Source organism: Arthrobacter echini, from assembly GCF_008107445.1.
In the GTDB taxonomy this organism is placed as follows: Bacteria; Actinomycetota; Actinomycetes; order Actinomycetales; family Micrococcaceae; genus Arthrobacter_D; species Arthrobacter_D echini_A.
In genome coordinates this window covers 119,449-145,649 of sequence record NZ_VSLD01000003.1, presented here as the reverse complement: position 1 = coordinate 145,649, position 26,201 = coordinate 119,449, and the positions used below count along the sequence as shown (strand labels likewise).

Genomic DNA, 26,201 nt, shown 5'->3' with positions numbered 1-26,201 from the left:
CCGGCGGAACCCTACTCGGCGGCCTGCTCCGGCCCCGCGAAGCGCTGCAGGTAGCCGCGGCGGGAGGAGTCCACGTGCCCGGCCATGAGTCGCCCGGCATCGGGCTCGTTCCCGGCGTCGATCGCCGCCATGATGGCCCGGTGTTCCCCCCAGGACTGCTTGCCCCGATGGTCCACGTCGACGGCGTAGAGCCACTCGATCTTCCCGGAGATCTGGCGGAGCAGGGCCGCCAGGGAGGCGCTGCCGCTGAGCTCCGCGACCCCCAGGTGGAACCGGATGTTCAGTTCGGGCAGCTCCGCCAGGGCGTCGGCGGCGACGGCGCGATCGCCGGCGTCGAGGATGTCCGTCAGTGTCCGGCGTGCGGTCCACCAGCGACTGTTCGGGGCATCGCCGGCGAACTGCTCCGCCGCCCGGCGGGCAGCACGACGGGCGATGGTGGACTCGATCACGCCACGCACGGCGAACAGGTCCTCGGCGTCGTCGAGCGGGATCTCGGCGACGGTGGAGCCGGCATAGGGCCGGGACTCCACGAACCCCTCGGCCTCCAGCGCCCGCAGCGCCTCCCGTACCGGCACGCGCGACACACCGTACTTGGCGGCCAGCGCGGCCTCGGTGACGCGGGAACCGGCCACCAGGGCACCGAAGATGATGTCCCGGCGGATCGCGTCGAGCACGCGCTGCGGTGCCGCGGAGTCCTGGTCAGGCCGCAAAGGCCGCACCGGGGATGGCCCCGAGGAGCTCCCGCGTATAGTCCGCCGTCGGATGATTGAAGACCTCGTCCACGGTGCCATTCTCCTCGACGATGCCGGATCTCATCACAACGACACTGTGGGCGATCTGGCGCACCACCGACAGATCATGCGTGATGAAGAGATAGGTGAGCCCGAGCCTGTCCTGCAGATCCGCCAGCAGGGTCAGGATCTGGTCCTGGACGAGCACATCCAGCGCGGAGACGGCCTCGTCGCAGATGAGGAGTTCTGGTTCGAGGGCGAGCGCGCGGGCGATGGCGACACGCTGCCGCTGTCCGCCGGAGAGTTCGTTGGGCCGGCGCTGGGCCACGGTGCGTGGGAGCGCCACCTGATCGAGCAGCTCCGCTACGCGGTCCTGGCGGCTGCTGCGGCTGCCCACACCGAAAATCCGCAGCGGCTCGTCGATGAGGCGCTCGATGCTGTAGGTGGGGTCCAGCGAACCGTACGGATCCTGGAAGACGGGCTGCACCTTACGGCGGAGGGCCCGGCGCTGGGCACCGCGCGTGGTGGTCAGGGATTCGCCGTCGATCAGCGCCCGACCGGACGATGCCGTCTCCAGGCCCAGGATGATCCGGGCCACCGTGGTCTTCCCGGAGCCGGACTCCCCCACCACGGCCATGGTGGTACCCCGCTCCACCTCGAAGGAGACGTTGTCCACCGCGCGGATGCTGCTGCCCCGCTGGCCGCGCAGGGCGAACTCCTTGACCAGGTTCTCCACCACCAGAATGGATCGGGCGGCGGCCGGGGCGGGGACACCCGGTGTCGGATCGGCGAGGGTGCCGGCGCCGAGGGCCGCGGCGACCGACGGCGCGGCGGCGACGAGCTGCCGGGTGTACTCCTGCTGGGGATCGAGCAGGATCTCCCGGGGAGTGCCCACCTCCACGATGCGGCCCTCCGACATGACGATGATCCTGTCCGTCCGGTCCGCGGCCAGGCCGAGGTCGTGAGTGACGAATAGCAGGGAGGTCCCGCGCGCGTCCACGAGCGACTGCAGGTGGTTGAGGATCTGCCGCTGCACCGTGACGTCGAGCGCCGAGGTGGGCTCGTCCGCGATGAGCAGTTCGGGTTTCCCTGCGAGCGCAATCGCGATGAGGACACGCTGCCGCATGCCGCCCGAGAACTCGTGCGGGTACTGGCCGTAGCGGCGCTCGGCATCGGGGATACCCGCCTCGGCCAGGAGCGCCACGGCCTGGCTGCGGATCTGCGCGCGATCCGGCTTCCCCTCGGTCGTCCGATTGGCCACGAGGGCATCGGCGACCTGCGCGCCGATCCTCATGGCCGGGTTCAGATTGGACATCGGGTCCTGCGGGACCAGGCCGATCCGCTCCCCGCGGATGGCCCGCATGACGGGTTCGGAGGCGGTGGCGAGGTCCTCGACCTCGCCCCTCGTCGTTCCGCCGCCCAGCACGATCGACCCTTGCGTGATCCGTCCACTGCCGGGCAACAGCCGCAGGATCGCGCCGATGGCGGTCGACTTCCCGGAGCCCGACTGTCCCACGATGGCTACGCGCTCCCCGCGCCGCATCGAGAAGCTGATCCGGTGCAGGACAGGGGTCCCGCCGAAGCCGACCTCGAGATCGGTCACCTCGAGGATGTTCTCAGCGTCCTGCAGCATAGCCCTGTGCTCCTCGCGGATTGGCGGCGGCGGAGAGCACACCGGTCTGTGGGTTCCTGGCCACCGAGGAGAGGCGTCCGAGCGCCCAGTCCCCCGCCCGCGTGATCACGTGCCCCCGGGCCTCGAGCCCGGCGATGACGTCCTCGCCCAGCCGGTCCTCGACGACGGCGCCGCCGGGCTCCCAGGTGCGCGGCCAGAACGACCCCGGGACGGACGTGGTGTGGAGGGCGGGGGCGTCGATGGCCTCCTGCGGCGTGTACCCGCCGACGATGGTCCGCAGCAGGTAGAGCAGCTGCCACTGGTCCTGCTGGTCACCGCCGGGTGAGCCCAGCGCGACCACGGGCTCCCCGTCCTTCAGGACGAGCGTCGGGGTGAGTGTGGTGCGGGGCCGCTTTCCCGGCTGCAGGGTGGAGGGCGCCCCCTCTTCGAGCCACGTCATCTGCAGGCGTGAGCCGAGGCAGAAGCCCAGCTCCGGAATGGTCGGCGAGGACTGGAGCCAGCCACCGCTGGGGGTCGCGGAGACCATGTTGCCCGCGGAGTCCACGACGTCGATGTGGCAGGTGTCTCCGCGCGTCTCGCCGCTCCGGGAGACCGTCGGCTCACCCACGCCGGCGAAGCTGCTGCCGTCGGCGAGCGCCGGGGGCGTGTAGTCGGTGCGCAGGGGCGGGATGAACGCCGTGCGGCCGGGGACGCGTCCCGGGCGGAACTCCAGCGAGGCCGTGTCCGTGATGAGGGCGCGCCGCTCGGCGGCGTACTCGGGAGAGAGGAGGTGCTCGAGGGGGACGTCGCCGTCCCCGTAGTAGGCCTCCCGGTCCGCGTAGGCCAGCTTCTGGGCCTCGAGGATGGTGTGCGCTCCGAGCGCCGTGGACGGATCGAGGTGGTCGTCGTCGAAGCCGTCGAGGATGGCCAGGGTCTGCAGCAGCGCCGGCCCCTGGCCCCAGGCGCCGGTCTTGGCGATGGTGTGGCCGCGGAACTCCAGTGTGGTTGCGTCCTCGTAGCCCGCCTCGAAGTCGGCGAAGTCCTGCGCCGTCATGACGCCGGCGTGATCGAGCCCGGAGGAGTGCCGGTGGGGTGTGGTGACGAATTCGGCCGCCGCCCGAGCCACGAGTCCGGTCCGCCACTCGAGTCTGGCCGAGTCGATCCGCTCGCTGCGCGTGCCGCCGTCGGTCGCAGCATCCACGAGGGAGTCGAGGACGCCTGCGTACGCCTCGTTCCGGATGATGTCGCCCTCGCGCGGCGGGACGCCGTCGGGCATCCAGAGCGCCGCAGAGGTGGGCCAGTGCTCCGTGAACAGCTCGGCGACCGTGGCGATGGTCGCACCGACGCGCCCGAGGACGGGGTGGCCGTCGCGGGCGTAGCGACAAGCGAAGGCCAGGACGTCGCCGAGTTCCCAGGTACCGTGATCGCGCAGCAGGAGCAGCCACGCGTCGACGGCGGCCGGCACCGCTGCGGCGAGGGCGCCGGCGCCGGGGACGAGGTCGAGGCCCTCGGCCAGATAGTGCTCGCGTGTGGCGGCGGCCGGTGCCGGGCCCTGACCCATGAGGACGATCGGCCGGCCCGGCTCCTCGGCGGTGGCGAAGACACCGGTCATGTCGCCGCCGGGGCCGTTGAGGTGGGGTTCGACGACGTGCAGCACGAAGGCTCCGGCGACGGCGGCGTCGAACGCGTTGCCGCCGCGCTCCAGGACGGCCTGAGCGGAGGCGGTGGCGAGCCAGTGCGTGGAGGCACTCATGCCGAAAGTGCCCCGCAGTGTGGGTCTGGTGGTGAACGGCTCTGGGGGTGTGTAGGTCATCGGGTCACTTTCGGGTGGTGTCGGTCGGGTCGAAGGCGTCGCGGAGGGCGTCCCCGAAGAGGTTGAAGGCCAGGCAGATCGCGGCGATCGCCAGGCCCGGGAAGATCGCAGCGCTGGGCGCCCGGAAGATGTACTGCTGGGCGTCGGAGAGCATGATGCCCAGGCTGGGTGTGGGCGGCTGGATACCGAGTCCGAGGAAGGACAGCAGGGCCTCACCGATGACCGCCACGGGCATGATGACCGTCGCCTGCACGATGATGGCCGAGGTCGCGTTCGGCAGCACGTGCCGCAGCATGATCCAGGCGGGCGAGGCGTCCATGGTTCGGGCGCCGAGCACGAAGTCGCTCTCCTTGATCCGCAGCGTCTCTCCGCGGACCACGCGGATCATGGTGGGGATCTGCGCGATCCCCAGGGCGATCGCGGCATTGCCCAGGCTGGGACCGCTGATCGCGGCGAGTCCGACGGCGATGATGAGGAACGGGAAGGCCAGGGTGACATCGGTGAGCCGGGAGATCACGGCGTCGAAACCGCGGGAGTAGCCGGCCAGGAGACCGAGCGGGGTCCCGATGACCACGGCCAGGAGCACCGAGAGCACCCCCACCTGCAGTGAGGTCTGGATGCCGAACAGCAGGCGCGAGAGGACATCGCGCCCCAGGTCGTCCGTGCCGAGCGGGAAGCCCTCGGTCAGGGGCCGCTGGAACGGGGTGTCGAAGTGCACCTCGGTGGGCGGGTAGGGCGCGAGGATCGGGGCCAGGAGTGCGGCGAGCACGACGACGAGGAGCATGATGCCGCCCGCGATGCCCAGCGGATTGTGCCGGAGCGAGGACAGGATACGGCCGCGGCCGGAGCCGAGTCCGGCGCCACCCTCTGCAGGGGTCAGTGTTTCGACGGCCATCAGGCAGCTCCTCCGACACGGATCTTCGGGTTGATCACCGAGTACAGGATGTCCACGGCGAGATTGATCAGGATGTAGCTGACGGTGATGATCAGCACCACGGCCTGGATGACGGGATAGTCACGCGTGAAGACGGCGTCGAGCGTGAGCTTGCCGAACCCGGGCAGCGCGAAGATCCGCTCCGTGACCACGGCCCCGGAGATGAGGCCGCCGAGCTGCAGGCCGACGATCGTCACGACGACGATCAGCGAGTTCCGCAGACCGTAGCGCACGAGGACGCGTCCTCGCCCGAGGCCCTTCGCACGCGCGGTCCGGACGTAGTCGGTGGTCATGGTCTCGATCATGGACGCCCGCGTCTGCCGCATGATCACCGCAGCGAGGCCCGTCCCGAGGATCAGGGCCGGCAGGGTCAGATAGTAGAGACCGCGGAGCGGGTCCGAGAGCACGTCCACGTAGCCCGACGCCGGGAACCACCCCAGCGTCACGGCGAGATAGAGGATCGCGAGGATGCCGAGCCAGAAGTTCGGTACGGACAGTCCGATCAGGGCCATGGCGTTGGCCACCCACTCGGGCCAGCGTCCCCTGAAGCGTTCGGCGACGACGCCCAGGAGGATCCCGACGACGATCGCCACGACGATCGCGTAGGCCGAGAGCCAGAGCGTCACCGGCAGTGTGGTCGCGACGAGCTCGGTGACGGGCGTGCCGGTGCGCGTCGATTCGCCGAAGTCTCCCTGGAACATGTTGCGGACGAAGGAGAAGTACTGCGTGAGGAGCGGCTGGTCGAGCCCGAGATCGGCGCGGACGGCGGCCAGCTGCTCCGGGCTCGCCTCCTCTCCCGCCATCGCGAGCGCCGGATCGCCGGGGAGCTGACGTACCCCGATGAAGACCACGAGGGAGGCGAGGACCAGTGTGAGCACCGACTGCCAGAGCCGGGTGAAGACGTAGCGCCCCATGTCAGTTCTCCTTCCCGACGAAGGCCGCACTGCTGAGGTGCACCACGCCGTCCGTGAAGGTCTCCACACCGGTGACATCGGTGCTGTAGGCCGTCAGATTGCGTTGCCGGTAGAGGTAGATGATCGGATTGTCCTCCTGCAGGAGGGCGACGGCCTCGCCGTAGAGCTTTGCGCGCTCGTCGACGTCGTTGATCCGCGCGGCACTGGCGAGGAGCTCGTCCATGGCGGGGCTGCTGTAGCCCGAGTAGTTGTTGCCCCCGCCGGTCGAGAGGAAGTTGGACATGTTGCCGTGCGGGTCCACGCGGCCGGACCAGCCGAGCTGCAGCGCCTCGAAGTCGCCTCGGGACTGCACATCGAGCAGCGTGGAGTATTCCACGGGCACCACCTTCAGCTCGAAGCCGCCGTCCCTCACCGCCGCTTGCAGCGCCTGGGCGTAGCGCAGGGTGTCCGGGGTGTTCGTGACCTGCATCTCGATGGCATAGGGCACCTCCACACCGGCATCCTCGAGCAGCTGCTTCGCGCCCTCGGGGTCGTACGGTGGACACGCCGCGCTGACCTCGGTGGCGAAGGGGCTCGTCGGGGAGATGGGTGAGCACGCCGGTTCGAACCAGCTGTTGAAGACCGTGTTCACGAGGGCCCCGCGGTCCACGGACATGGACAGGGCCATCCTGACGGCCCTGTCCTGGGCGAGGGGTGTGTCGATGGTGCCGGGAGGTTCTCCCACACCCTCGGTGTTGCCGACATTCACCGTGAGGGCTTGATATCCCAGCGATCCGACCTGGAGCACACCGACGCCGTCCTCCTTCAGGAGCGCGTCCACGTCCTGCGGGGAGATGGTGTCCGCCACCTGCACATCCCCCGAGCGCAGATTGGCGGCCCTGATATTGGCATCGGTGATGATCCGGTACGTGATCGTGTCGAGGTGGACGTTGTCGGCGTCGTAGTAGAGCGGGTCCCGCTCCACCGAGATGGAGGTCTGTGGAACGCGGTCGACGAACTTGAACGGACCCACGCAGACCGGGCTCTCGCCGAAGTCCGCGCCCTTCTCCTCGATGGCCTGCGGCGAGAGCATCATGCCCGCCCGATCGGCCAGTGCCGCGGTGAGCGGGGCGAACGGCTTCTCGTAGGTGATCTCGACCGCGTCGGTACTGACGGCGCGGATGTCGCTGATCGGCCCGAGCTCGCCCTTCCGCGTGGAGCCCTCGAAGGTCAGGTGCCTCTCGAGGGTCGCACGGACGGCCTCGGCGTCGAACGGGACACCGTCGGCGAAGATGGCATCGGTGCGCAGTGGGATGGTGACGGTCAGGCCGTCCTCCGAGACCTCCGGCAGCGCCGTCGCCAGCTGCGGGACGATCTCGCCTGCGGCGTCGATGTCGTACAGCTTCTGGCACATGGTCTGCATGACGTAGCGCGTGTAGAGGGAGGACGACGTCGTCGGATCGAGCCGGTCCGGCTCGGCGGAGAGTGCCATGACGAGGTCCCCGCCCTCCAGGGTCGCCTGCGTGCCGGCCTGGGCGGAGGTCACGTCCTCACGGTCCTCCGTGGCGGGCAATGGCTGGATCGGCTGGCACGCGCTGACGGTGACGACGACGACGACCGCCGCGAGTAGTCCGGCAGCTCTGCCGGAGGTTCTGCGGTGGCCTGTGGTGCGAGTGGGATACTGCATGGGTTCCTCACGAACGGGCGGGTAGGAACTGCTTCGGTCACGCTCTCCTCGATTGAATACAATCGCAGAACCGACTGTAGGCTTCGTATACAAACAGATCAAGCTTTTTTGTGAAGGACATCACTGTGCGGAAGAATCGGGTGCCGACGGAGCGCCTACACCTGTGGCTCATGCTTGCCCTGACCTTCTCCACGGGCGTGATCGATGCGGTGGGTTACCTGGGACTGGATCGCGTCTTCACCGGCAACATGACGGGCAATGTGGTGCTCCTCGGCATGGCCTTCGTGGGTGGCGCGGACCTGCCGATCCTCCGGCCCGCCCTGGCGCTCGTGTTCTTCATGGTGGGCGCGGCACTCGCGGGGCGCGTCCTGCGCAAGGGCCCCGAGGGCTGGTCCGCCCACACCTCGCGCTCCCTCCTCACGGTGACGCTCGGGCTGGCAGCCGTCGCGGTGTACACCGCTCTCGTGGACGTCCACGCCGAGGACCTGCTCGGCAGCATCACGACGTCGGGCCTGGCGACGATGATGGGCGTCCAGGCCGCGACCGCGAAGCGCCTGAAGGTCGCCGAGATCACCACCGTGGTCGTCACGTCCACCATCACCGGGCTCGCCTCCGATTCCCGGCTGGCCGGGGGCAAGAGTCTATTCTGGGCGCGACGCTCCTCGGCGATCGCGCTCATCCTGGCGGGCGCCGTCGTGGGGGCGCTGACCCTGAGGGTGGACCTCTGGCTGGGTATTGCCGTCTCGGCGCTGCTCTCCGCCGTCGTCACCGTGCTCGGGCACGTCCGGTACCGGCAGGACCACGCGGCGGCAGCCTCAGAGAACGTGAAGAAATCCGCACTACGGTAGGAGTCATGGAACAGGTCGATCAGCAGTACGAGTACCACCGACTGGCGCTCTCATGGCCGCAGCACCGCTGGTGGAAGCCGCTCGTCACCGCCCTGCTGGGTACGGCGATCTACCTGGTCTTCACCATCGCACTGCTCGTCGTGGCCGCGATCGTCGTCTTCGCAACCTCGGCGGACCTCGATCGGTACCTGGATGCCGCCGCGGTCATCGATCTGAGTGATCCGGCGATCTTCGCCTTCACCCTCGCGTCGCTGATCCTCATGATCCCCTCCCTCATCCTGGCCGTGCTGATCATGGGACCGAAACCCATCGGTCTGCTCTCGTCCGTGGCAGGCCGGATCCGCTGGCGCTGGCTGCTGGTCTGCGGTCTGGCCGCCCTGGGCGTCTTCGTCGCCAGTCTCGTGGTGTCCTTGGTGATCGGCGTCTTCTTCCCGGACGAGTCCGCTGCCGTGCCCGTGCCGCAGGACGGCTCGCTGCTGGTGTTCATGCTCGCCCTGTCGATCCTCGCCGTCCCGTTCCAGGCCGCCGCGGAGGAGTACGTGTTCCGCGGGTTCCTGATGCAGGCGATCGGTAGCTGGCTGCGCCATCCTGCCTTCGCGATCCTGCTGCCCGTCCCGCTCTTCGTCCTCGGGCACGGCTACGACCCCTTGGGCCAGACCGATGTGGCGATCTTCGCCGTCTTCGCCGGCTGGATCACCTGGCGGACCGGCGGCCTGGAAGCCGCGATCGCGGTCCACACCGTCAACAACATGACCATCTTCGTCCTCGGCGCCCTCGGCCTCGTCGACGTGAACTCCTCGGAGGGCTCCATGGGCGGGCTCGTGGTCTCCGTGGTCACCACGATCGTGATCGCCGTGGTGATCCTCCGCCTCGCGGAGCGGCGCGGGATCTCGCGGACGCGGTCGGTTCCTCCGCCCGCTGCGATCCGCCCGATTCCCCAGCCCGCCTGGGCCGGGCCATCCTACGGCGGGAACGACCGCTCCGGCGGGCAGCCCCTGGCGCCTGCTGGGCTTCCGATGCCTGCCGGGCCGTCGATGCCTGGTGTCTCCTGGGACCCCGAGCAGTACGATCCGACGCAGTACGATTCCACGCACCACGACCCCGCACACCGTGAACAAGCGCACCGTGACCCCGCGCGGCAGCCGACCGCCGACCAGCGGCCCGCATCCGGTCAGCAGCCCTCATCCACGGCGCAGCCGACGTCGGTCACTCCTGCGGAAAACCGGCCGGCCCGCGCCGAGGACGTTGCGCATGGAGGGGCTACCGCTGCAGGGCGCCCTGCCCCGCAGCCCGTTACGGGCTCCCCGCCGAGCAGGCCTCGTACGGAGCCGGAACAGGAGTCGCAGGCCGGGGGGCATCCCTCCGGCCCGGCGCACCCACCCGGCCCGGGGTACCCTTCCGGCACTCCGTACCCCAGCGGGCCGGGATACCCGGGCGCAGGGAGGGACGGCTCGGAGGCAGGGCCTCCGGCACCATGACGCCGGCAACCCGACGGACCATTCACCCCTCGACCCGGAGACCCATGCTCTCGGCGAGATAGGGCGCCAGCAGCTGCAGCTGGTAGTCGTCCACGGTCGCACCACGCAGACCATCGAGCCCGTTGATGGTGCGGAAGCTGCTCGTACGCAGATCCACCTCCTTCAGCTGCGCACCGTCGAGAGTCAGCGTCCCGAGGGTGCAGTCCTGCAGGGCCATGCGCGTGGCTTTCACCCCGGAGAGATCCAGCTCCCCGATGATGCAGCCGCTGATGAGCACATCGGTCAGCTGGGAGCTGCGGAGATTGACGTAGTCGAGTTTGCCGCCGTCGAGGTGGACACCGTCGAACCGGCTGTCGTAGAGCTCGGCCGAACCCCAGCGCGTGCTGCGTAGGGAGGTCTCGCGCCAGCTGCTGCGCGCTGCGCGGAAGACCGGGGCGAACAGATCCTCGATGCGGCACTCGATGAAGCGAGCGCCGCGCAGCTCGGTGTCGTCGAGGGACACTCCGTCGAGGATGCACTCCTGCAGCGTGATTCCGGCCAGATCCCTGCCGTCGAGGGTGAGCCGCTCATAGTGCTCCCCTTCGCGGTGGTCGCCGTCAAGCAGGCGGGGCTCCGCGACCACGGTCATTCCCCGGGGCGGTCGCAGGGACAGCCGAGGCGCCTGGGTGGCGCCGCGTGGTCGCGGTGGCATCTTTTCGCTCCGATCATCAGGGTGCTGCATCCGGCGGGGCAGCGGCGTGTCCATCAAACCACCCGGCCGAGTCTCCGGGTCGTGCTGGCGTCGATCGTCGCGACCTTCCACCGCAGCCTCCGCGGACCTACAGTAGGTGCACCCGGCCCGGGAGCCGCTGCCGAACGTCGGCGGGGCCAACACGAGAACGGAACGGTCATGTCGAAACAGGAGACCACCGAGGAACACTCCCTCCTGAAGGTCCTGGGCAACTGGGACGCCCTCGCACTGGGCTTCGGCGCCATGATCGGCTTCGGGTGGGTGGTGCTCACGGGAGGGTGGATAGCCTCGGCCGGGACGGGCGGAGCTGTGCTGGCCATGATCACGGGCGGGGTGATCATGGGCGTCGTCGGCCTGACCTACGCGGAACTGACAGCAGCAATGCCCAAGGCCGGCGGGGAGCACAACTTCCTGCTCCGCGGTATGGGCCCGCGGTGGTCCTTCGTGGGCTCCTGGGCCATCACCGGCGGCTACGTCACCATCGTCGCTTTCGAGGCCGTGGCGCTGCCCCGGACCGCCGAGTACATCTTCCCCGATCTCAGCCGCATCCCGCTCTGGACCGTGGCCGGCGACGAGGTTCATCTCACCTGGGCCCTCGTCGGGGCACTCGCAGCGGTCGTCATCACCGTGATCAACATCCGCGGCGTGAAGATCGCCGGGACGGCGCAGACCTTCGTCGTCGTCTTCCTGCTCGTCATCGGACTGATCCTGATCCTCGGCAGCATCACCGGCGGGTCGCCGGCGAACATCCAGCCGTTCTTCACGGGAGGCACCTCCGGCTTCTTCTCCGTCCTGGTCGTGGTGCCCTTCCTGTTCATCGGCTTCGACGTCATTCCACAGTCCTCGGAGGAGGTGGACATCCCGGCCCGGCAGATCGGGCGCCTCGTCGTCGTCGCCGTGATCCTCGCAACCCTCTGGTACGTGATGACCATCCTGACGACGTCGTCGGCCATGCCTGCCGCCGACCTGGCGGGCGCCGACATCGCGACGGCCGACGCGATGGGAACCATGTTCGGCTCCGACCTCATGGCCAACGTGCTGATCGCCGGCGGGATCGCCGGCATCATCACGTCATGGAATTCGCTGCTGCTGGGAGCCTCCCGACTGATGTACTCGATGGCGCGCTCGGGGATGCTGCCGCGCTGGTTCGGCGTACTGCACCCGCGCTACCGGACGCCGGTCAACGCGCTCGTCTTCATCGGCGCACTCTCCTTCGCCGCCCCTTTCTTCGGCACCGAGATGCTCGGCTGGCTCGTCGACTCCGGTGCCCCCAGCATCGTGCTGGCCTACATCCTCGTCTCCCTCGTGTTCGTCATCCTGCGGCGGCGCGAGCCGGGGATGGACCGGCCGTTGCGGGTCGGCGGACGCGGCAGGGGCGGCGAGATGATCGGCTGGCTCGCCGCCGTCCTGTGCGTGGGCCTGCTCAGCCTGTACCTGCCGGGTATGCCCGCGGCGCTCACGCCTCCCCCGTGGATCCTGTTCGGTCTGTGGTGGGTGCTCGGGATCGTCTTCCTGCTGCGTATTCCCCGCGGGATCGCTGCCGGCCCCGACGCCGAGGATCGCCTCCTGCATCGGCTGGCCCAGCGGCGCTGACCTGCACCGCTGCAGGAGGACGGCCGGAGCGCACCGCGCGGCACCCTAGGCTGGACAGCATGGAATCTCCGATCGAGAACTATCTGAAACTCATCCACGCGGAGATCTCCGAACTGCGGGACGGGAAGCCCTACAGCACCATCCCGGCGATGGCGGCGGTCAACCCCGACAACTTCGGCATCTGCCTCACTACGGTGGACGGGTACATGTACGAGATCGGTGACACGCGTGAGGAGTTCACCATCCAGTCGATCTCCAAGCCCTTCACCTACGGCCTGGCGCTGTCCGATTTGGGGATGGACGCCGTCGATGCGAAGGTCGACGTGGAACCATCGGGTGACTCGTTCAACGAGATCTCGCTCGCTCCGGGCAGTGGCCGCCCGTCGAATGCGATGATCAACGCCGGCGCGCTGACGGCCACCTCGCTCATCCGATCCCGCGGAGGCAACACCCGTTTCAAGCGCATCGCCAACATCTACTCGCAGTTCGCCGGCCGGCAGCTCGGCGTGGACGAGAAGATCTTCCGCTCCGAGCTCGAGCACGGCCACCGGAATCGGGCACTGGCCTACCTGCTGCGCTCCTTCGACATCATCGAGGACGATCCGACCCCGGTGGTCGAGGACTACTTCCGCCAGTGCTCGGTCATGGTCAACTGCATGGACCTCTCGGTCATGGCCGCGACGCTCGCCAACTCGGGCCGCAACCCGCTGACGAACGTCCAGGTCATGGACCTCCTCCCGGTCGAGCGCGTGCTCTCCGTCATGACCACGTGCGGCATGTACGACGACGCCGGGGCCTGGCTCACGACCGTGGGCATGCCCGCCAAGAGCGGTGTGGCCGGCGGGACCATCGCCGTACTGCCCGGTCAGGTGGGCCTGGCCGTCTACTCCCCGCCCCTGGACGAGCACGGCAGCAGCGTCCGTGGCGTGGCCGCGAGCCAGCGGCTGTCCCGCGACATGGAGCTGCACTTCGTCAGGGCGGCGCGGGCCGGGCGTTCCGCGATCCGTGCCACCTACGACATCACGGCCGCACCGTCGGGCATCCGGCGCACGGACGAGGCCGTGGAGGTGCTGCGCGCGGAGGGGCACCGTGCCATGGTGATCGAGCTCAACGGCGACCTGCTGTTCGCCGGGACGGAATCGATGGTGCGCGAACTCAGCAGCCTGTCCGAGGACATCACCTACGTGGTCCTGGATCTGCGCCGCGTGGACGAGGTGGCCGACGTCTCCCTCCGCCTGCTCGGCGAGGCCCGCCAGAATCTGCTCGATGCGGGCTGCGAACTGGTGCTGATCGACCGCGAGAGTACGCTCACCGAGACGTTCAGCGACGCCGACCACCCGGTTCCCACGTTCGACACACGGACCGCTGCCATCGAGTGGTGCGAGAACGAGCTCATCGGGCGGTACGGCGAGGATCTGCTGATGCCGACCGAGGTGGAGGTGGGCCAATGCCCGGCGCTGAGTCCGCTGAGGCCGGCCCACATCGCCGCCCTGACCCATCGGATGGAAGAACGCGTCTACGAGAAGGGCCAGGTGGTCCGGCGCGTGGGGCAGTCGTTCGGCGGCGTGTACTTCATCGTGTCCGGGAAGATCCTCACCTCTGCGCCAGGACCCACCGGCGAGCGCCTGAAATTGAGCACACTCAGCGCCGGAATGACCTTCGGCGAGCTGGCCCTCGGCAGTGACGACCGCCAGGAGACCACGGTCAAGGCCCTGGAGCGTTCGCGGGTGGAAATCCTCACCGCGCAGACCATCCAGGAGATCGAGGAGGAGGATCCACGGCTCGCCGCGGAACTCTGGAAAGCGCTCACCCGCGACGCCTATGCCCGCGTGGACCTGTATCTGCGTGAGACGGCTGTGCGCATGCGCGACTGAGCGGAACGCCCGGTCAGGTGCGCGGCGCGGTCAGCGGACGACGTCGGCCTCCGCGACCTCCTTCAGCCTCCGGAGGGTGCGCCGGATGTTGCCGCGCTGGAATGCCGCGAAGGTCTTGCCCCCGGTGGCGAGGTGATCGAACACGCGGGCGACGGCGTCGGGCCACGGCCTGTCGTCCGTCCAGGTCTCGGTGACGAGGGTTCCGCCGTCGTGGTCCTCGAAGGTGTACTGCCAGGTGGCGATCCGGGCGGACACGCGGCGCTTCGGGCCGCCGATCTCATGGACGCGGAAGGCGAATTCCCTGCCCGGCTCGGCGCGCGTGACAGTGCAGAGCGTGCTCCAGCTGACCCGGCCACGCGTGTTCCACCCGACGAACTCGTCCCCCACCCGGGCTGCGCCGCCGCTCCGACGCCTGGCCCCCTTGTTCTCGGGGCTCCACTCGCCCATCCTCGTGACGTCACCGACCATCCCGTACAGCTCCAGCGGTGACCGGTCGATCACGATGCTGTCAGATACCGACGTGGTTCGTCCCGTACGTCCCATGCCTACCCCTGGTCTCCCGCGCATCCTGCTGCCGGACCACTTTGTCCCGGTCGCGGGTCAGTCTACGGGCGGAAGCACGTGACGCCGGGTCCATCCCCGGTCGGGCGTGGTGCCGCAGCACCTAGACTGGCCTCGGCGCGGCCAGGGCGGACCGCAGGGAGCCGAGGACGGGACACACGCAATGACGGTGCTGATAGCGGGCTGCGGAGATCTCGGGACCGAGGTGGGGCTGCGCCTGGCGGCTACGGGCGAGCGCGTGATCGGCTGGCGGCGCTCCCCGCAGCACCTGCCGTCCGACATCGAGGGCGTCGCAGTCGACCTCACCCAACACCTGCCGACCATCCCGCACGACACCGACGTCGTCGTCATCGCAAGCGCCGCCGGGGAGCGCACGGAGGCTGCCTACCGCAGCGCCTACGTGGACGCGACGGGCAACGTCCTCGACGCCCTCGAGCGCGACGGCGTCAGGCCGCGGCGCGTCCTCTTCGTCTCCTCGACGGCGGTGTACGGGGACTTCGACGGCGGCTGGGTCACAGAGGAGTCACCGGCCGACAGTGCCGGCCCGACGGCCCGTCAGGTCAGGGCCGCCGAGCAGGTCCTCCTCGAGCGCGTCCCCGGCAGCGGTGTGGTGCTGCGACTGTCGGGGATCTACGGGCCGGGGCGTACCCGGCTCATCGATCAGATCACCGGCGGTTCGGCGGTCCTGCCCGGCGAGATCCAGTGGACGAACCGGATCCACCGGGATGATGCGGCTGCGGCGATCGTGCACCTGGTGACCGCGGTCGATTCCCCGGCACCGATCTACCTGGGAAGCGACGAGGAGCCGGTGGATCTGGCCGAGGTGCTGCAGTTCCTCGCCCGGGAACTGGGAGTGGCCGAGCCCCCACGCGGGGATGCGCCGTCGAGCCGGGGTGGCGCGCGCCGCGTGGACAGCAGTCTCCTGCGCTCCACGGGCTTCTCCTTCACCTACCCCACGTATCGCCAGGGGTATCGGGCCGTCCTGGCCGAAGAGGGTGTCAGGCACCCCTAGGGCGCACGATGGCAGGCGCGTGGCGCCGCGCGGCCAACCGGCCCAGCCGCACCAGTGACCACACGAAGATGCTGACCACGAGCAGATTGCGCAGTGTCAGCAGCACGGCGACAGCAGGCTGCAGATCGTAGCGCAGGGCGTCGTAGAAGATCGGGTAGACCAGCGTTGTCAGCCCCGCGGTCACCAGCATCGCAATCGCCGGGTACCGCCACCGCGCAGCCTGGCCGAGCGCGAGTCCCACTCCGATCACCGCCGCGATCCACAGCATGAACTGCGGCGAGCCCACCTTGTTGAAGACCACGAGGGCGCTCACGAGGGCCAGCGACCCCGTGGCCAGAAGGGCGTCGCCGGGAACGCCACGATGCCTCGCGACCGCGAGGACAACGGCGATGAGGACCACCGAGAGGACCAGTAGCGGCGTCATCAGGGCCCCCACCACTTCGCTCAGCGCCCCGCGGACCTCCATGGTGTTGATGACCTCGTCCTCGAAGAAGTAGGCGCCCGAGGTTCCCGTGATCGCCTGCCACACCCCGGGAGTGCTCAGGGGCGCTTCGAGCTGCATGCCGCGGGCTCCCTGGGCGCTGAGGAACCCCGTGAGATGGCGGATGTCCCCGAAGACGCCCACGACGACGGCGATGACGGCCGTCAGTGCCGCGCCGGCAGCCAGGAGGGCCAGGCGTGACTTCCGCAGGACGACGAGCGCGGCCAGCAGGACGACGGCGGGCCAGACCTTCATCCAGGTCGCCGCGCTCAGCACGAGGGACGCAATGGAAGGGCGGGTGGCGATGACGAGGAGGGCGGTGATGACCATTGGCGCCGTCAGACCGTCGATCCGTCCCACCGCCACCGGCCCCAAGAGCGCGGTCACGCCGAGCCACCAGTAGGCGGCGGTGCACGACGACGGTGTACCCCGCCGGACGAGGACCGCCGTGGCCACGGCGTTCAGCGCGGCGAAGAGGACGAACCAGGCCAGCTGGTACAGGTGGGGGCCGAGGATCGTGGCGACGAGCATGGGCGCGAGGGCTCCCACCGGATAGACCCAGGCCGTGTCGATGCCTTCCCAGACGCCGTCGTTCAGTGCTTGATACGCCCACTCGCGGTAGAACCGGATGTCACTGAGCACCCCCCCGCCGATGATGAAGGGCAGCAGGCGTGCGAGGAACCCGACATGAATCAGTGCGAAGAACAACCAGACCGGGCGGGCGCGGTTCCGGATCTCCGGTCGGGGCGGGCGGATACGCACGGAGGACTCCTGATCGGCGGGTGGCGGCAGGCGCAAGTCTGTCATTCACTGCGGATCGCGCGCCACTTGCGGCAAGCTACGGGCCCAGTCCTGTTCCTGGGAAGGAGGCGGGCCCGTGCCCCTGAGCAGGAAGCGGTGGTGCAGTCGTGGGGCGCGCGCCGGGTCGATCTGGCGGGGCGGGGTGAACCACGGCAAGCCATTTCCGGGGTCGATCAGGATCTGCCACTGCACCTGGGCCGACCTGTTCGGATCCGGTTCCACGAGGCGGTGGTGGTACGGGCACAGCAGAACCCCGTTCGAGACACAGGTGGTCCCACCGCTCCACCACGGTCGAGTATGGTGCCCCTCGCACGCAGCAGGAGGAGCATCGCAACCGGGAAACACGCATCCCTGATCGCGTAACACCAGGGCGGCCCGGATGGGCCTGGTGAAGAACCTATGGGTCCGCCCCACGTCCAGCACTTCCGAGGCACCGCCCAGCACGGTGGGGGTGATGTGCGCGTCACACGACAGGCGCCGGGCCTCCCCCGCGGACAGCGGTTCCCCCGAAGCCAGCATGGTGCCCGCACCCATCCCATGGACCAACGCTTCCAGGCCCAGGGTCACCAGCACCTGCGGTCTGTCTCCGCCCGTGGCCGGAAGCTGCCCCGAGGCGGCGGCGATGCCGCACCACCGCACCAGGGCATCGGCCCTCCGCGCCGACCGGTCCGGAAGCTCACCCGTCAACCGGTAGGAGGCGGCCGACGGCGTCAGCGCCGTCAGCTGCGCCAGGAACAATTCCCCGTCGGCGATCGGCACCTGGCCGCGGATCAGCATCGAACCCTGATGATCCGGCACCACCACCAGAGCGCGCCGCGCGTGGGCGATCCGGGCGTCGCGCTCGATGCGGTCGGCCTCCAGCGCTTCGGCCCGCTCCGGGTCGATCACCTCGGCCATCCGCTCGGCGACGACGCGCAGCTCGTCGGGATCCAGTCGATCGGCGAAACCGACGAGCTCTGTCTGGCAGGCATCGAGCTGCAGTCGGGTCATCGCCACGGGCAAGTGCTTCAGCCCCGCGACGATCCCGCGGGCCTGCTGACCCGACACCACGCCGTCGCGCCACGCCTGCGCGATCAGGGAGAACCGGTCCGACAGGTCGCAAGCCAATCGCACGTCGCGACGCGAGGAGGACAGCGACACCCGATTGGTCGCATGGAGCCGCTCGGCCGCGCTCAGTCCTGGCTCACCACTCACCTGTGCCTCGTGCAGCAGGTCCATCCGGACGCCCTGGAGACGGTCGCACAGTGCGTCGATGCGGGATACGACGTCGAGTGCTTCGGAGGCGTTACCCCTCACCCTCACCGCCAGAGCAGCGACGAGGTCCAGAACAGCGTCCAACTGCTCCGAACCCGCCTCCGCGATGTGCTCCATAGCAACGATTTTCCCAGCTACCTCCGACAAAAATAGAATATATGGACTAATTTCGTGGAAGAATCAGCAAGCGTTATCTTCTCGTTGCCGAAGCACAGCAGCACCCCTGCGCAGTGAGCGGCGGGCGCTGGAGATCGTCGTGGTGCTGACGGCCGAGCGTGCGGAGCTGAACGGCACCCACTGGCGCAGGTGCCGGGTCAGGATTGAATATCGATGGATCCGTCGTCCGCTGTCCGGAACCACGTGAGCCCGTGCGGCTGCTGGAGCGCTGCGGTCAGCGGCGGATCGAGGGGACGTACCCGAGGACCTTGTCGACGACGCCGGGCAACGGCTCGCCGGCCAGCCACAACCGGAGGTTCCGCTCGAACTGCGCCGCCAGATCGTCCAGCCAGGAGTCGGCGTTGCTCGCCATGTGGGGCGTGATGAGGACCGACGGCAGGGACCACAGCGGATTGTCCGGCGGCAGGGGCTCGACGGCGAATGTGTCCAGCACAGCGCCGGCGAGCGTCCCGTCCCGCAGCCGGGCGACGAGTGCCTCCTCGTCGAGCAATCTGCCTCGGCCCACGTTGATGAGCACGGCGGACTCCGGCAACGCGCCCATGACGTCCGCGTCGATCAGATTCTCCGTGGCGGGCGTCAGCGGGGCGACCAGCACCAACCAGTCCACGTCGCCGACCACGCGGGCCAGGTCAGCTGCAGCATGGACCCGGCCGAAGTCGTCGTCGTGCTCCGAGGCAACCCGTCCCACACCCTCCACCCGGATTCCTACGGCCCTCAGGAGCCGGGCCGTGTGGCGCCCGATGCTGCCCGTGCCGACCACGAGGGCACGCGTGCCGGCGATGTTGCGGCCCTCCCGCCAGATCCAGTCCCGCTGCGACTGCTGGTCCCGCAGGGGCCCGAAGCCCTTGGCTGCGTGCAGCACGGCTCCGAGGACGTACTCCGCCATGGGCTGGTCGAACACGCCGTGGGCGTTGGTCACGACGACGTCGGAGGCCACCAGTTCGGGGAAGAGGAGCCTGTCCACCCCGGCCGCAGCGCAGTGCAGCCACTGCAGGGAATCGGCGGCGTGCCAGGCGGCCGGCAGCGCGCCGGAGAAGAAATCCCAGAGATAGAGGACATCAGCGCCGTCGAGGGCCCGCGCCAAGCCGTCCGACTGCACCACGCGGAACTCGGCGAGCTCCTGCACGCGCTCCAGCCCCCGCACAGGGTGGGCACCCTCGAGCACGGCTATCACCGGCCGCCGCGTCACCCGGCAGCTCCCGCCGGCCCGGGATCCTCCTCGGGCCCTGCGGCCGCCGGATGCTGCTCGATCGACTGGTCCCGGAGGTACTGCAGGACGACGATCGCCACCGCCGTCGTCGGGACCGCGAAGAAGGCCCCCACGATCCCGAACAGCGTGCCTCCCGCGGTCACCGAGGCGAGGACGACGACCGGGTGGATCTCGAGGGTCCTCCCGACGAGCAGTGGCTGGATGAAGTTGCTCTCGAGCTGCTGGACCAGCACCACCAGTCCCAGGACGAGCAGCGCGCTCACCCAGCCGTAGGCGAGGAACGCCACGAGCGTCGCGACGAGTCCTGAGACCACGGCACCGACCACCGGGATGAACGCCGAGAAGAAGACCAGCACGGCGAGCGGGATGGCCAGCGGAATGTCCAGCAGCACCAGGCCGAGACCGATGAACACGGCATCCACCAGGGCGACGGTCGCCTGGGCGAAGATGTAGTGGGACAGCGCCTTCCAGGTCCCGTTCGCGATCATCGCGGCGTGGCCGTACGCGGTGGAATTCGTCCAGCGCGACGCCCACGGCATGAAGCGGTCGCCGTCCTTGAGGAAGAAGAAAGTGAAGACGAGCGAGAGCAGCACCACGATGGTCCCGGAGGTGAGTTCGCTCAGGCCGGCAGTGATACCGCTGATGATGTTCCCCACGTTGGACTGCAACTCGGTCAGCGCGGTGTCCACGAGGCGGTCCAGATTGGCGGAATCGAGATCCAGGGGCAGCCCCGAGGCGAAGTCCACCATGTCGCGGACGTTCTCCTGGGCCAGGGCCGTGAGTTCGGTGATGCCGCTGGCGATCGTGGGGATGGTCAGCGCGCCGATCCCGGCGACGACGCCGATGAACCCGAGCAGTGTCACCAGCGACGCCAGTATCCTGGGAAGGATCTTCCGCAGCACCCGGTTGAGCGGCCACAGCACGGAGGCGAGGAGCAGCGCGAAGAGCGTGGGCAGGACGATCGACCAGAGCGCCCCCGTGACGTACCAGAGGATCACGAGCCCCGCGAGGACGATGATCCCGCGTGCGGTCCAGGCTGCGCTGGCCTTCAGCCCGTCCGCCATGGCATTCGGGCGGAAGCGCCTGGCCGTGGATGCCCCGTGCCGCTCATTGCCCTCCGACGGACCCGGTGAAGGCTCGGCGGACGAAGGGAGGATCGGCGGCTGGCGATCCGGGGGACCGGATTCTGCTGGTGTCACCTAGCCATCCTGCCCTAGTCACCGTCCCTCGGCGCGCCGGTTCGCGCACGACGCGCGGAATCCGAGGCTCGTGCTGCGGACGCCGGTGTGCGCGGTCTCAGGAGAACGTCAGCGGACCGGGCGCGAGCAGGGCCAGTGGAGCTGAACGACGCACCTGCTGCACGAACCAGTCGACCATGAGCCGCCCCGCGCCGAGGTGCACCGCACGCCCGTCGTGCTGCTGTGCATGCCAGCGTTCGACGTCGGCGGGAGCGTCGACGGCCGAGAGGAAATGGCTGAGCGGACAGACGTCCAGGGCCCGGGCATGCGGCGAACCCAGACGCGCGAACTGCCAGTGGTACGCGAGCGCTCCGAGGTGGGTCCGGAACCGGTCTGGGTCGAGCCGCTCGCTGAAGCGGGCCACGAAAGCCGGAACCTCGTGCGCGGGAAGCGGCCTGCTGAAGTAGAAGCCCTGGCCGAGCGCTGCTCCGAGGACGGTGACTGCCTCGGCCACACCCCGTTCCTCGATGCCCTCGATCACCACCGTCATCCCCACATCCCGTCCGAGCTGGATCATCGCCGCGATCATGCTCAGCGCGTCGGTGGGCCTGCTGTGGATATCGGCGAGCAGGTCCTGGTCCAGCTTGATGGTGCTGAACGGGAGCGAGGAGAGCCGCTTGAGGCTGCTGTACCCGGCGCCGAGATCGTCCATCGCCAGGCCGACGCCGAGTCCCACGATCCGCAGCAGCACATCACGCTGCGCGTCGGAGTCGAGATTCCCCGACTCGAGCAGTTCGAGCGTGAGCCGCCGCGGCTCCATCCGGTGGTGGGCGAGCCGATCACTCAGGAAGTCGATCAGGTCCGGACAATCCAACGCGGTGGGCGGCAGATTGACGGACAGCTCGGCCGGGACGCCCGCGCTGCTCCATCGGCCGAACTGGGCCAGCGCCTGGTCGAGCACCAGGCGGAACAGCCGGTCGATGTCGGCGACGGCCAGATGCGGCAGGAACTCGGCGGGGGCCAGCAGGGACCGGTCCGGCAGGGCGAGCCTCGCAAGGGCTTCGAAGAGATGCACCGTCCCCTCGCGCAGATTGATGATGGGCTGCAGATGTACCTGCAGCCCGGTGTCCAGGGCCCGTCGGCAGGCCTCGCCCCGGGTGTCCTCGGATCCTCTGGATCCCTCCGAGCGGGAGGGGCAGGCCTGCACACCGTCATCGGCGCCGAGCTCCCACCACTGGGTCCTGTCCGCCTTGCGCTGCTTCACCGAGTAGAGCGCCTCGTCGGCTGCCCGCAGGATGTCCGCGGCGTCGGTCACGCCGTCCGTCACGAGCGCTATGCCCATGCTCATGCCGATCAGCACGGCGTCGCCGTCGATCATGAACGGTGAATCGATGGCGTCGCTCAACGGTTCGAGGAGACGTTCGAACTCCCCACGCGTGCCGCTGCGCGGGACATCACGGAAGATGACCACGAACTCGTCCCCACCCATCCTGCCGAGGAAGTCCTCGTCCCGGAGCCGGCTCTGGAGCCGCAGGGCCCACGCGCGCAGCAGCAGATCGCCGGCGGCGTGGCCGAAGGTGTTGTTGATAATCCGGAAGTCGTCGAGGTCTATGACTCCCACGGCGTCCACCGTCTCGGCAGGGCGTGGCGCGGCCATGAGCTGCCCGATACGCGCTCCCATCTCCACCCTGTTCGGCAGCCCGGTGACCTGGTCGTGCAGGGCCTGGAACCTCAGCTGCTCCAGCAGGGCCATCCGCGTGTTGATGTCCCGCTGGACGCTGACGAAATGGGTGAGCTCGCCGTCCGGCGAATAGAGCGGGGTGATGCGCAGCGCGTTCCAGAAGGCCGAGCCGTCCTTGCGGTAGTTCAGGATCTCGCCGTCGAACGGTGTTCCGGAGACCAGCGCGTCGCGGATGGCCGCCGTCGTCCCGCGGTCCGTTCCCGGGCCCTGGAGCATGCGGCAGTTGTGGCCGAGAACCTCCTCCCGCGAGTACCCGGTGATGGTCACGAACATCTCCGACACGTACCGGATGTTCTGCTCGGCGTCGGTGATCATGGAGACCTCCGAGGTGGCCTCCAGGGCCCTCACGAAGAGGTCCTCGGGCACGCCGGTTCCGTCGACGTCCGGCCAGTCCGCCCGGTACATGCGGTCTCCCCTCCTCGTCGAGTCCACCGCAGCAGCCCACGGGGGTGGCGGTGACACTCTCCTAGCATGGATGGTAGCGGGTCGACGGGCGTGGCGGAGTGTCTCCTCTAGGGTGGGAACGACCCCGGACCCCTCGGAAGGAAGCGCCATGCAGTATGTGAAGCTCGGATCCACCGGACTCGACGTCTCCCCGCTCGCCCTCGGCTGCATGAGCTACGGGACGCCGGAGCGCGGCAACCACCCGTGGACACTTCCCGAGGAGCAGAGCCGCCCCCTGATGCGGGCAGCCGTCGAGGCCGGCATCAACTTCTTCGACACGGCCAATGTCTACTCGGACGGCTCCAGCGAGGAGATCGTGGGGCGCGCACTGGCCGACTTCACCCGCCGGGACGAGACCGTCATCGCGACGAAGGTCCACGGGCGGATGCACGCCGGACCGAACGGAGCGGGGCTGTCCCGCAAGGCGATCGTGACCGAACTGGACAACAGCCTCCGCCGGCTCGGGACGGACTATGTGGACCTCTACCAGATCCACCGCTTCGACCCGTCGACACCGCTCGAGGAGACCCTCGAGACCCTGCACGACGTCGTGAAGGCGGGCAAGGTGCGCTACCTCGGAGCCTCCTCCATGTTCGCGTGGCAGTTCTCGAAAGCGCTGTACCTCCAGCGGCTGAACGGTTGGACGCGCTTCGTGACCATGCAGGACCACTACAACCTGATCAACCGCGAGGAGGAGCGGGAGATGTACGGACTGTGTGCCGACCAGGGCATCGGCGTCCTGCCGTGGAGTCCGCTCGCGCGCGGCAAGCTCACCCGGCCCTGGGACGAGACGACGCAGCGCTCGGGCTCGGACGAGTTCGGCAAGACCCTTTACGGGACGGTCGACGCCGATCGCCGGGTCGCCGACGCCGTCGGGACGGTCGCGGCTGCTCGCGGTGTGAGCCGTGCGCAGGTGGCACTGGCCTGGGTGTCGCGGAACCCGGTGGTGTCGGCGCCGATCGTCGGCGTGGGCAAGCCGCTCCACCTCGAGGACGCCGTGGCCTCGCTGGAGCTCCACCTGACCCAGGACGAGGTCGGCCTGCTGGAGGAGCACTACGTGCCGCATCCGATCGTCGGCTTCTGATGCCCGGGACCCCACCCGTCCTCCTCCCTGCGCCACATGGCAGCTGACCTCGTCCTGACGGGCGGTCGGGTGTTCGACGGGCACGTCATCCGGCCCGGCGCCACGACCGTCGCCGTCACGGCAGGGCTCATCACCGGTGTCGGGACCGAGACGGAACTGGGTGACGTCGTCGGGCCGGCCACCGACGTCGTGCAGCTGGACGGACGCCTTGTCACCCCCGGATTCGTCGACGCCCACGCGCACACCTTCATGGGTGGGATCGAGGCCCTCGCGTGCGACGTCGGGCAGAGCCGCGGGGCCGCCGAAGTGCAGCGCGCCGTGGACGCCTACGCGAAGGCGTCCACGGGTCCGGCTCCCGGCTGGATCACGGGCGCCGGCTGGTACAAGGGTGACTACGAGGGTGGCTTCCCGGACGCCGCGGTGCTCGACGTCGTCGCGCCCTCCCGACCCGTCTATCTGATCAACCGGGACCACCACAGCGCGTGGGTGAACACCGCGGCGCTACGGCTGGCGGGCATCGCCGACCACACCCCGGATCCGCCGGACGGACGCATCGACCGCAGGAGTGACGGCTCCGCGAGCGGGATCCTGCACGAGGGCGCCATGGCACTCGTGGCGCAGCTGCTCCCGCCGATCACCCGCGGGACCGTCGAAGCCGGGATCCTCCACGGACAGCGGCACCTGCACTCCCTCGGCATCACGGGCTGGCAGGAGGCGATCATCGGCGAATACGCGGGCTACCCCGATGCTGCTCCCGCCTACGGCGCTCTCGCCGCGTCGGGTCGGTTGAGCGGCAGGGCGTCGGGTGCCCTCTGGGTGCCGCGCGGTATCACCCTGCCGGAGATCCCCGCACTCGTCGACGAGTTCCGCGAGCGCCGCCGGAGCAACGCGGCGGCGGGCTTCCCGACGTCGAGCGCCAAGATCATGATCGACGGTGTGCCCGAGAACCGCACGGCCGCGCTCATCGACCCCTACGAACCCGCAGGCTGCGGATGCATGCCGGTGGGCGCCGTCGACCGCGGGCCCAGCTACCTCCCGGAGGACGTGCTCCACGCCGTCGTCAGGGCACTGCATGCAGCCCGTTTCGATCTGCATCTGCACGCGATCGGCGACCGCGCCGTCCGGACCGGACTCGACGCCGTCGCCGGTGCGCTCGCGGCCGGTCCAGGCCCTGCCGGGTCCGCCCCTCCGTGCGCGGACGCGTGGCAGCCGCTGCACAACATGGCGCATGTGCAGCTGGTCCACCCCGACGACGTCGCCCGGTTCGGCCCCCTCGGGGTGACAGTCAACGCCCAGGGGCTGTGGGCGTGCAGCGACGACCAGATGCGGGCCCTGACCGTACCGCTGATCGGAGCGGAGCGGGCAACGTGGCAGTATCCGTTCGCGTCCCTGGTGGGTGGCGGCGCTCCGCTGGCGCTGGGCTCCGACTGGCCCGTGTCCGACGCCGATCCGTGGCAGGCCATCCACGTCGCCGTGAACCGCACGCACCCCGCCTACCCTGGGGAGCCCCCGCTCGTCCCCGCGGAGGCGCTGACCCTCACAACTGCCCTGGGTGCCTACACCTCCGGATCGGCACGCGTCACCCGCTCCCCCGCGGGCGTCATCAGGCCGGGTGCTCCGGCCGATCTGGCCGTGCTGTCCGTGGACCCCTTCGCGCTGCAGGACGCCGACCTGCACGCCGTCCGGGTGGACCTGACTCTTGCGGGCGGGCGCGTGGTGTTCGAGCGGTAGGGTCTCTGTGCGGCCCGTCCGTCCCACGGTTGGGGGCCGGGCACTGGGAGCGGCCGAGGTGCGGCGGCTCACTCCCGCTATTGGAGCCCGGGCGCTGGGAGCGACAGCCCGATCCCACTGCAGCAGCTCGGACACTGGGATCGACCGGAGGGGCCACCGTCCATCCCACTGCAGCAGCCCGGACGCTGGGAACGACCACCCAGCGGCTCGTCGGTGATCCGACCTTCTGGCAGTCCACCGTCAACACCGCGATCTTCACCCTCATCACGGTCCCACTGAGCCTCGCCATCGGGCTGGGACTGGCCGTGCTCACGAATTCGGTGCTGCGGGCCGC

At 69.3% G+C, this 26,201-nt stretch carries 19 protein-coding genes and 1 pseudogene; 7 read left to right on the top strand and 13 right to left on the bottom strand.

Features of this window, described 5'->3' with window-relative positions; all coding sequences use genetic code 11:
- Positions 1-11: 11 nt before the first annotated feature.
- The 6 genes from FQ377_RS07700 to FQ377_RS07675 are packed head-to-tail and all read right to left on the bottom strand — an operon-like array spanning position 12 to position 7,670.
- Entirely contained in the window at positions 12-710 is a 699-nt protein-coding gene (locus tag FQ377_RS07700; protein WP_262364335.1) for a GntR family transcriptional regulator, read from the bottom strand.
- Complete coding sequence (locus FQ377_RS07695; protein ID WP_148600674.1) at positions 700-2,364, bottom strand: dipeptide ABC transporter ATP-binding protein; 1,665 nt, start codon at positions 2,362-2,364, stop codon at positions 700-702. The genes FQ377_RS07700 and FQ377_RS07695 overlap by 11 nt, the downstream gene beginning before the upstream one ends.
- Positions 2,348-4,156, bottom strand: a complete 1,809-nt coding sequence (locus tag FQ377_RS07690; RefSeq protein ID WP_148600673.1) for a gamma-glutamyltransferase family protein — start codon at positions 4,154-4,156, stop codon at positions 2,348-2,350. The genes FQ377_RS07695 and FQ377_RS07690 overlap by 17 nt, the downstream gene beginning before the upstream one ends.
- 4 nt (positions 4,157-4,160) lie before the next feature.
- On the bottom strand, positions 4,161-5,051 hold the full coding sequence (locus FQ377_RS07685) for an ABC transporter permease (protein ID WP_148600672.1): 891 nt from the start codon (positions 5,049-5,051) through the stop codon (positions 4,161-4,163).
- The gene (locus FQ377_RS07680) at positions 5,051-6,004 is read right to left on the bottom strand and encodes an ABC transporter permease (RefSeq protein ID WP_148600671.1); all 954 of its coding nucleotides are present in this window, start codon (positions 6,002-6,004) and stop codon (positions 5,051-5,053) included. Before FQ377_RS07680 ends, FQ377_RS07685 begins: the two co-directional genes overlap by 1 nt.
- A gap of 1 nt (position 6,005) precedes the next feature.
- Positions 6,006-7,670, bottom strand: coding sequence for an ABC transporter substrate-binding protein (locus FQ377_RS07675; protein WP_148600670.1), 1,665 nt, complete (start codon positions 7,668-7,670; stop codon positions 6,006-6,008).
- Positions 7,671-7,795: 125 nt separating this feature from the next.
- On the opposite strand from FQ377_RS07675, the gene FQ377_RS07670 reads away from it, so the two are divergent.
- Both FQ377_RS07670 and FQ377_RS07665 read left to right on the top strand, forming a co-directional pair.
- The gene (locus tag FQ377_RS07670; RefSeq protein ID WP_148600952.1) at positions 7,796-8,518 is read left to right on the top strand and encodes a YoaK family protein; all 723 of its coding nucleotides are present in this window, start codon (positions 7,796-7,798) and stop codon (positions 8,516-8,518) included.
- 5 nt (positions 8,519-8,523) lie between these two features.
- Positions 8,524-9,996, top strand: coding sequence for a CPBP family intramembrane glutamic endopeptidase (locus FQ377_RS07665; RefSeq protein ID WP_148600669.1), 1,473 nt, complete (start codon positions 8,524-8,526; stop codon positions 9,994-9,996).
- Between the two features lie 22 nt (positions 9,997-10,018).
- Here the strand turns inward: FQ377_RS07665 and FQ377_RS07660 are convergent, their stop codons facing one another.
- Positions 10,019-10,687 carry a pentapeptide repeat-containing protein gene (locus tag FQ377_RS07660; protein ID WP_187393294.1) on the bottom strand — a complete coding sequence of 223 codons (669 nt, stop codon included), beginning with the start codon at positions 10,685-10,687 and terminating at the stop codon, positions 10,019-10,021.
- A gap of 198 nt (positions 10,688-10,885) precedes the next feature.
- Between FQ377_RS07660 and FQ377_RS07655 the strand changes: the two genes are divergently transcribed.
- Positions 10,886-12,319 carry an APC family permease gene (locus FQ377_RS07655; protein WP_148600667.1) on the top strand — a complete coding sequence of 478 codons (1,434 nt, stop codon included), beginning with the start codon at positions 10,886-10,888 and terminating at the stop codon, positions 12,317-12,319.
- 59 nt (positions 12,320-12,378) lie between these two features.
- Positions 12,379-14,193, top strand: a complete 1,815-nt coding sequence (glsA, locus tag FQ377_RS07650) for a glutaminase A (protein WP_148600666.1) — start codon at positions 12,379-12,381, stop codon at positions 14,191-14,193.
- Between the two features lie 30 nt (positions 14,194-14,223).
- Here glsA and FQ377_RS07645 read toward each other — a convergent pair whose 3' ends face one another.
- Positions 14,224-14,736 (bottom strand): SRPBCC family protein, encoded by a 513-nt coding sequence (locus FQ377_RS07645; protein WP_148600665.1) that lies wholly within the window; start codon positions 14,734-14,736, stop codon positions 14,224-14,226.
- A gap of 172 nt (positions 14,737-14,908) precedes the next feature.
- On the opposite strand from FQ377_RS07645, the pseudogene FQ377_RS07640 reads away from it, so the two are divergent.
- Positions 14,909-15,766 (top strand): annotated as a pseudogene (locus FQ377_RS07640) (NAD-dependent epimerase/dehydratase family protein); the annotation flags it as partial.
- Here the strand turns inward: FQ377_RS07640 and FQ377_RS07635 are convergent.
- The 5 genes from FQ377_RS07635 to FQ377_RS07615 form a co-directional block, all read right to left on the bottom strand.
- Positions 15,753-17,054 carry a glycosyltransferase 87 family protein gene (locus FQ377_RS07635; protein WP_148600663.1) on the bottom strand — a complete coding sequence of 434 codons (1,302 nt, stop codon included), beginning with the start codon at positions 17,052-17,054 and terminating at the stop codon, positions 15,753-15,755. The pseudogene FQ377_RS07640 and the gene FQ377_RS07635 overlap by 14 nt on opposite strands.
- The gene (locus tag FQ377_RS07630) at positions 17,055-18,419 is read right to left on the bottom strand and encodes an HNH endonuclease signature motif containing protein (RefSeq protein ID WP_148600662.1); all 1,365 of its coding nucleotides are present in this window, start codon (positions 18,417-18,419) and stop codon (positions 17,055-17,057) included. It abuts the gene before it with no gap.
- A gap of 274 nt (positions 18,420-18,693) precedes the next feature.
- On the bottom strand, positions 18,694-19,668 hold the full coding sequence (locus FQ377_RS07625; protein ID WP_148600661.1) for a D-2-hydroxyacid dehydrogenase: 975 nt from the start codon (positions 19,666-19,668) through the stop codon (positions 18,694-18,696).
- Entirely contained in the window at positions 19,665-20,888 is a 1,224-nt protein-coding gene (locus tag FQ377_RS07620) for an AI-2E family transporter (RefSeq protein WP_148600660.1), read from the bottom strand. Before FQ377_RS07620 ends, FQ377_RS07625 begins: the two co-directional genes overlap by 4 nt.
- A 97-nt stretch (positions 20,889-20,985) precedes the next feature.
- Positions 20,986-23,070 (bottom strand): putative bifunctional diguanylate cyclase/phosphodiesterase, encoded by a 2,085-nt coding sequence (locus tag FQ377_RS07615; protein WP_187393293.1) that lies wholly within the window; start codon positions 23,068-23,070, stop codon positions 20,986-20,988.
- 91 nt (positions 23,071-23,161) lie between these two features.
- Between FQ377_RS07615 and FQ377_RS07610 the strand changes: the two genes are divergently transcribed.
- Together FQ377_RS07610 and FQ377_RS07605 are read left to right on the top strand one after the other, a co-directional pair.
- Positions 23,162-24,136 (top strand): aldo/keto reductase, encoded by a 975-nt coding sequence (locus tag FQ377_RS07610; RefSeq protein WP_148600658.1) that lies wholly within the window; start codon positions 23,162-23,164, stop codon positions 24,134-24,136.
- A 36-nt stretch (positions 24,137-24,172) separates the two neighbouring features.
- On the top strand, positions 24,173-25,867 hold the full coding sequence (locus FQ377_RS07605) for an amidohydrolase (protein ID WP_148600657.1): 1,695 nt from the start codon (positions 24,173-24,175) through the stop codon (positions 25,865-25,867).
- Positions 25,868-26,201: the final 334 nt, after the last annotated feature.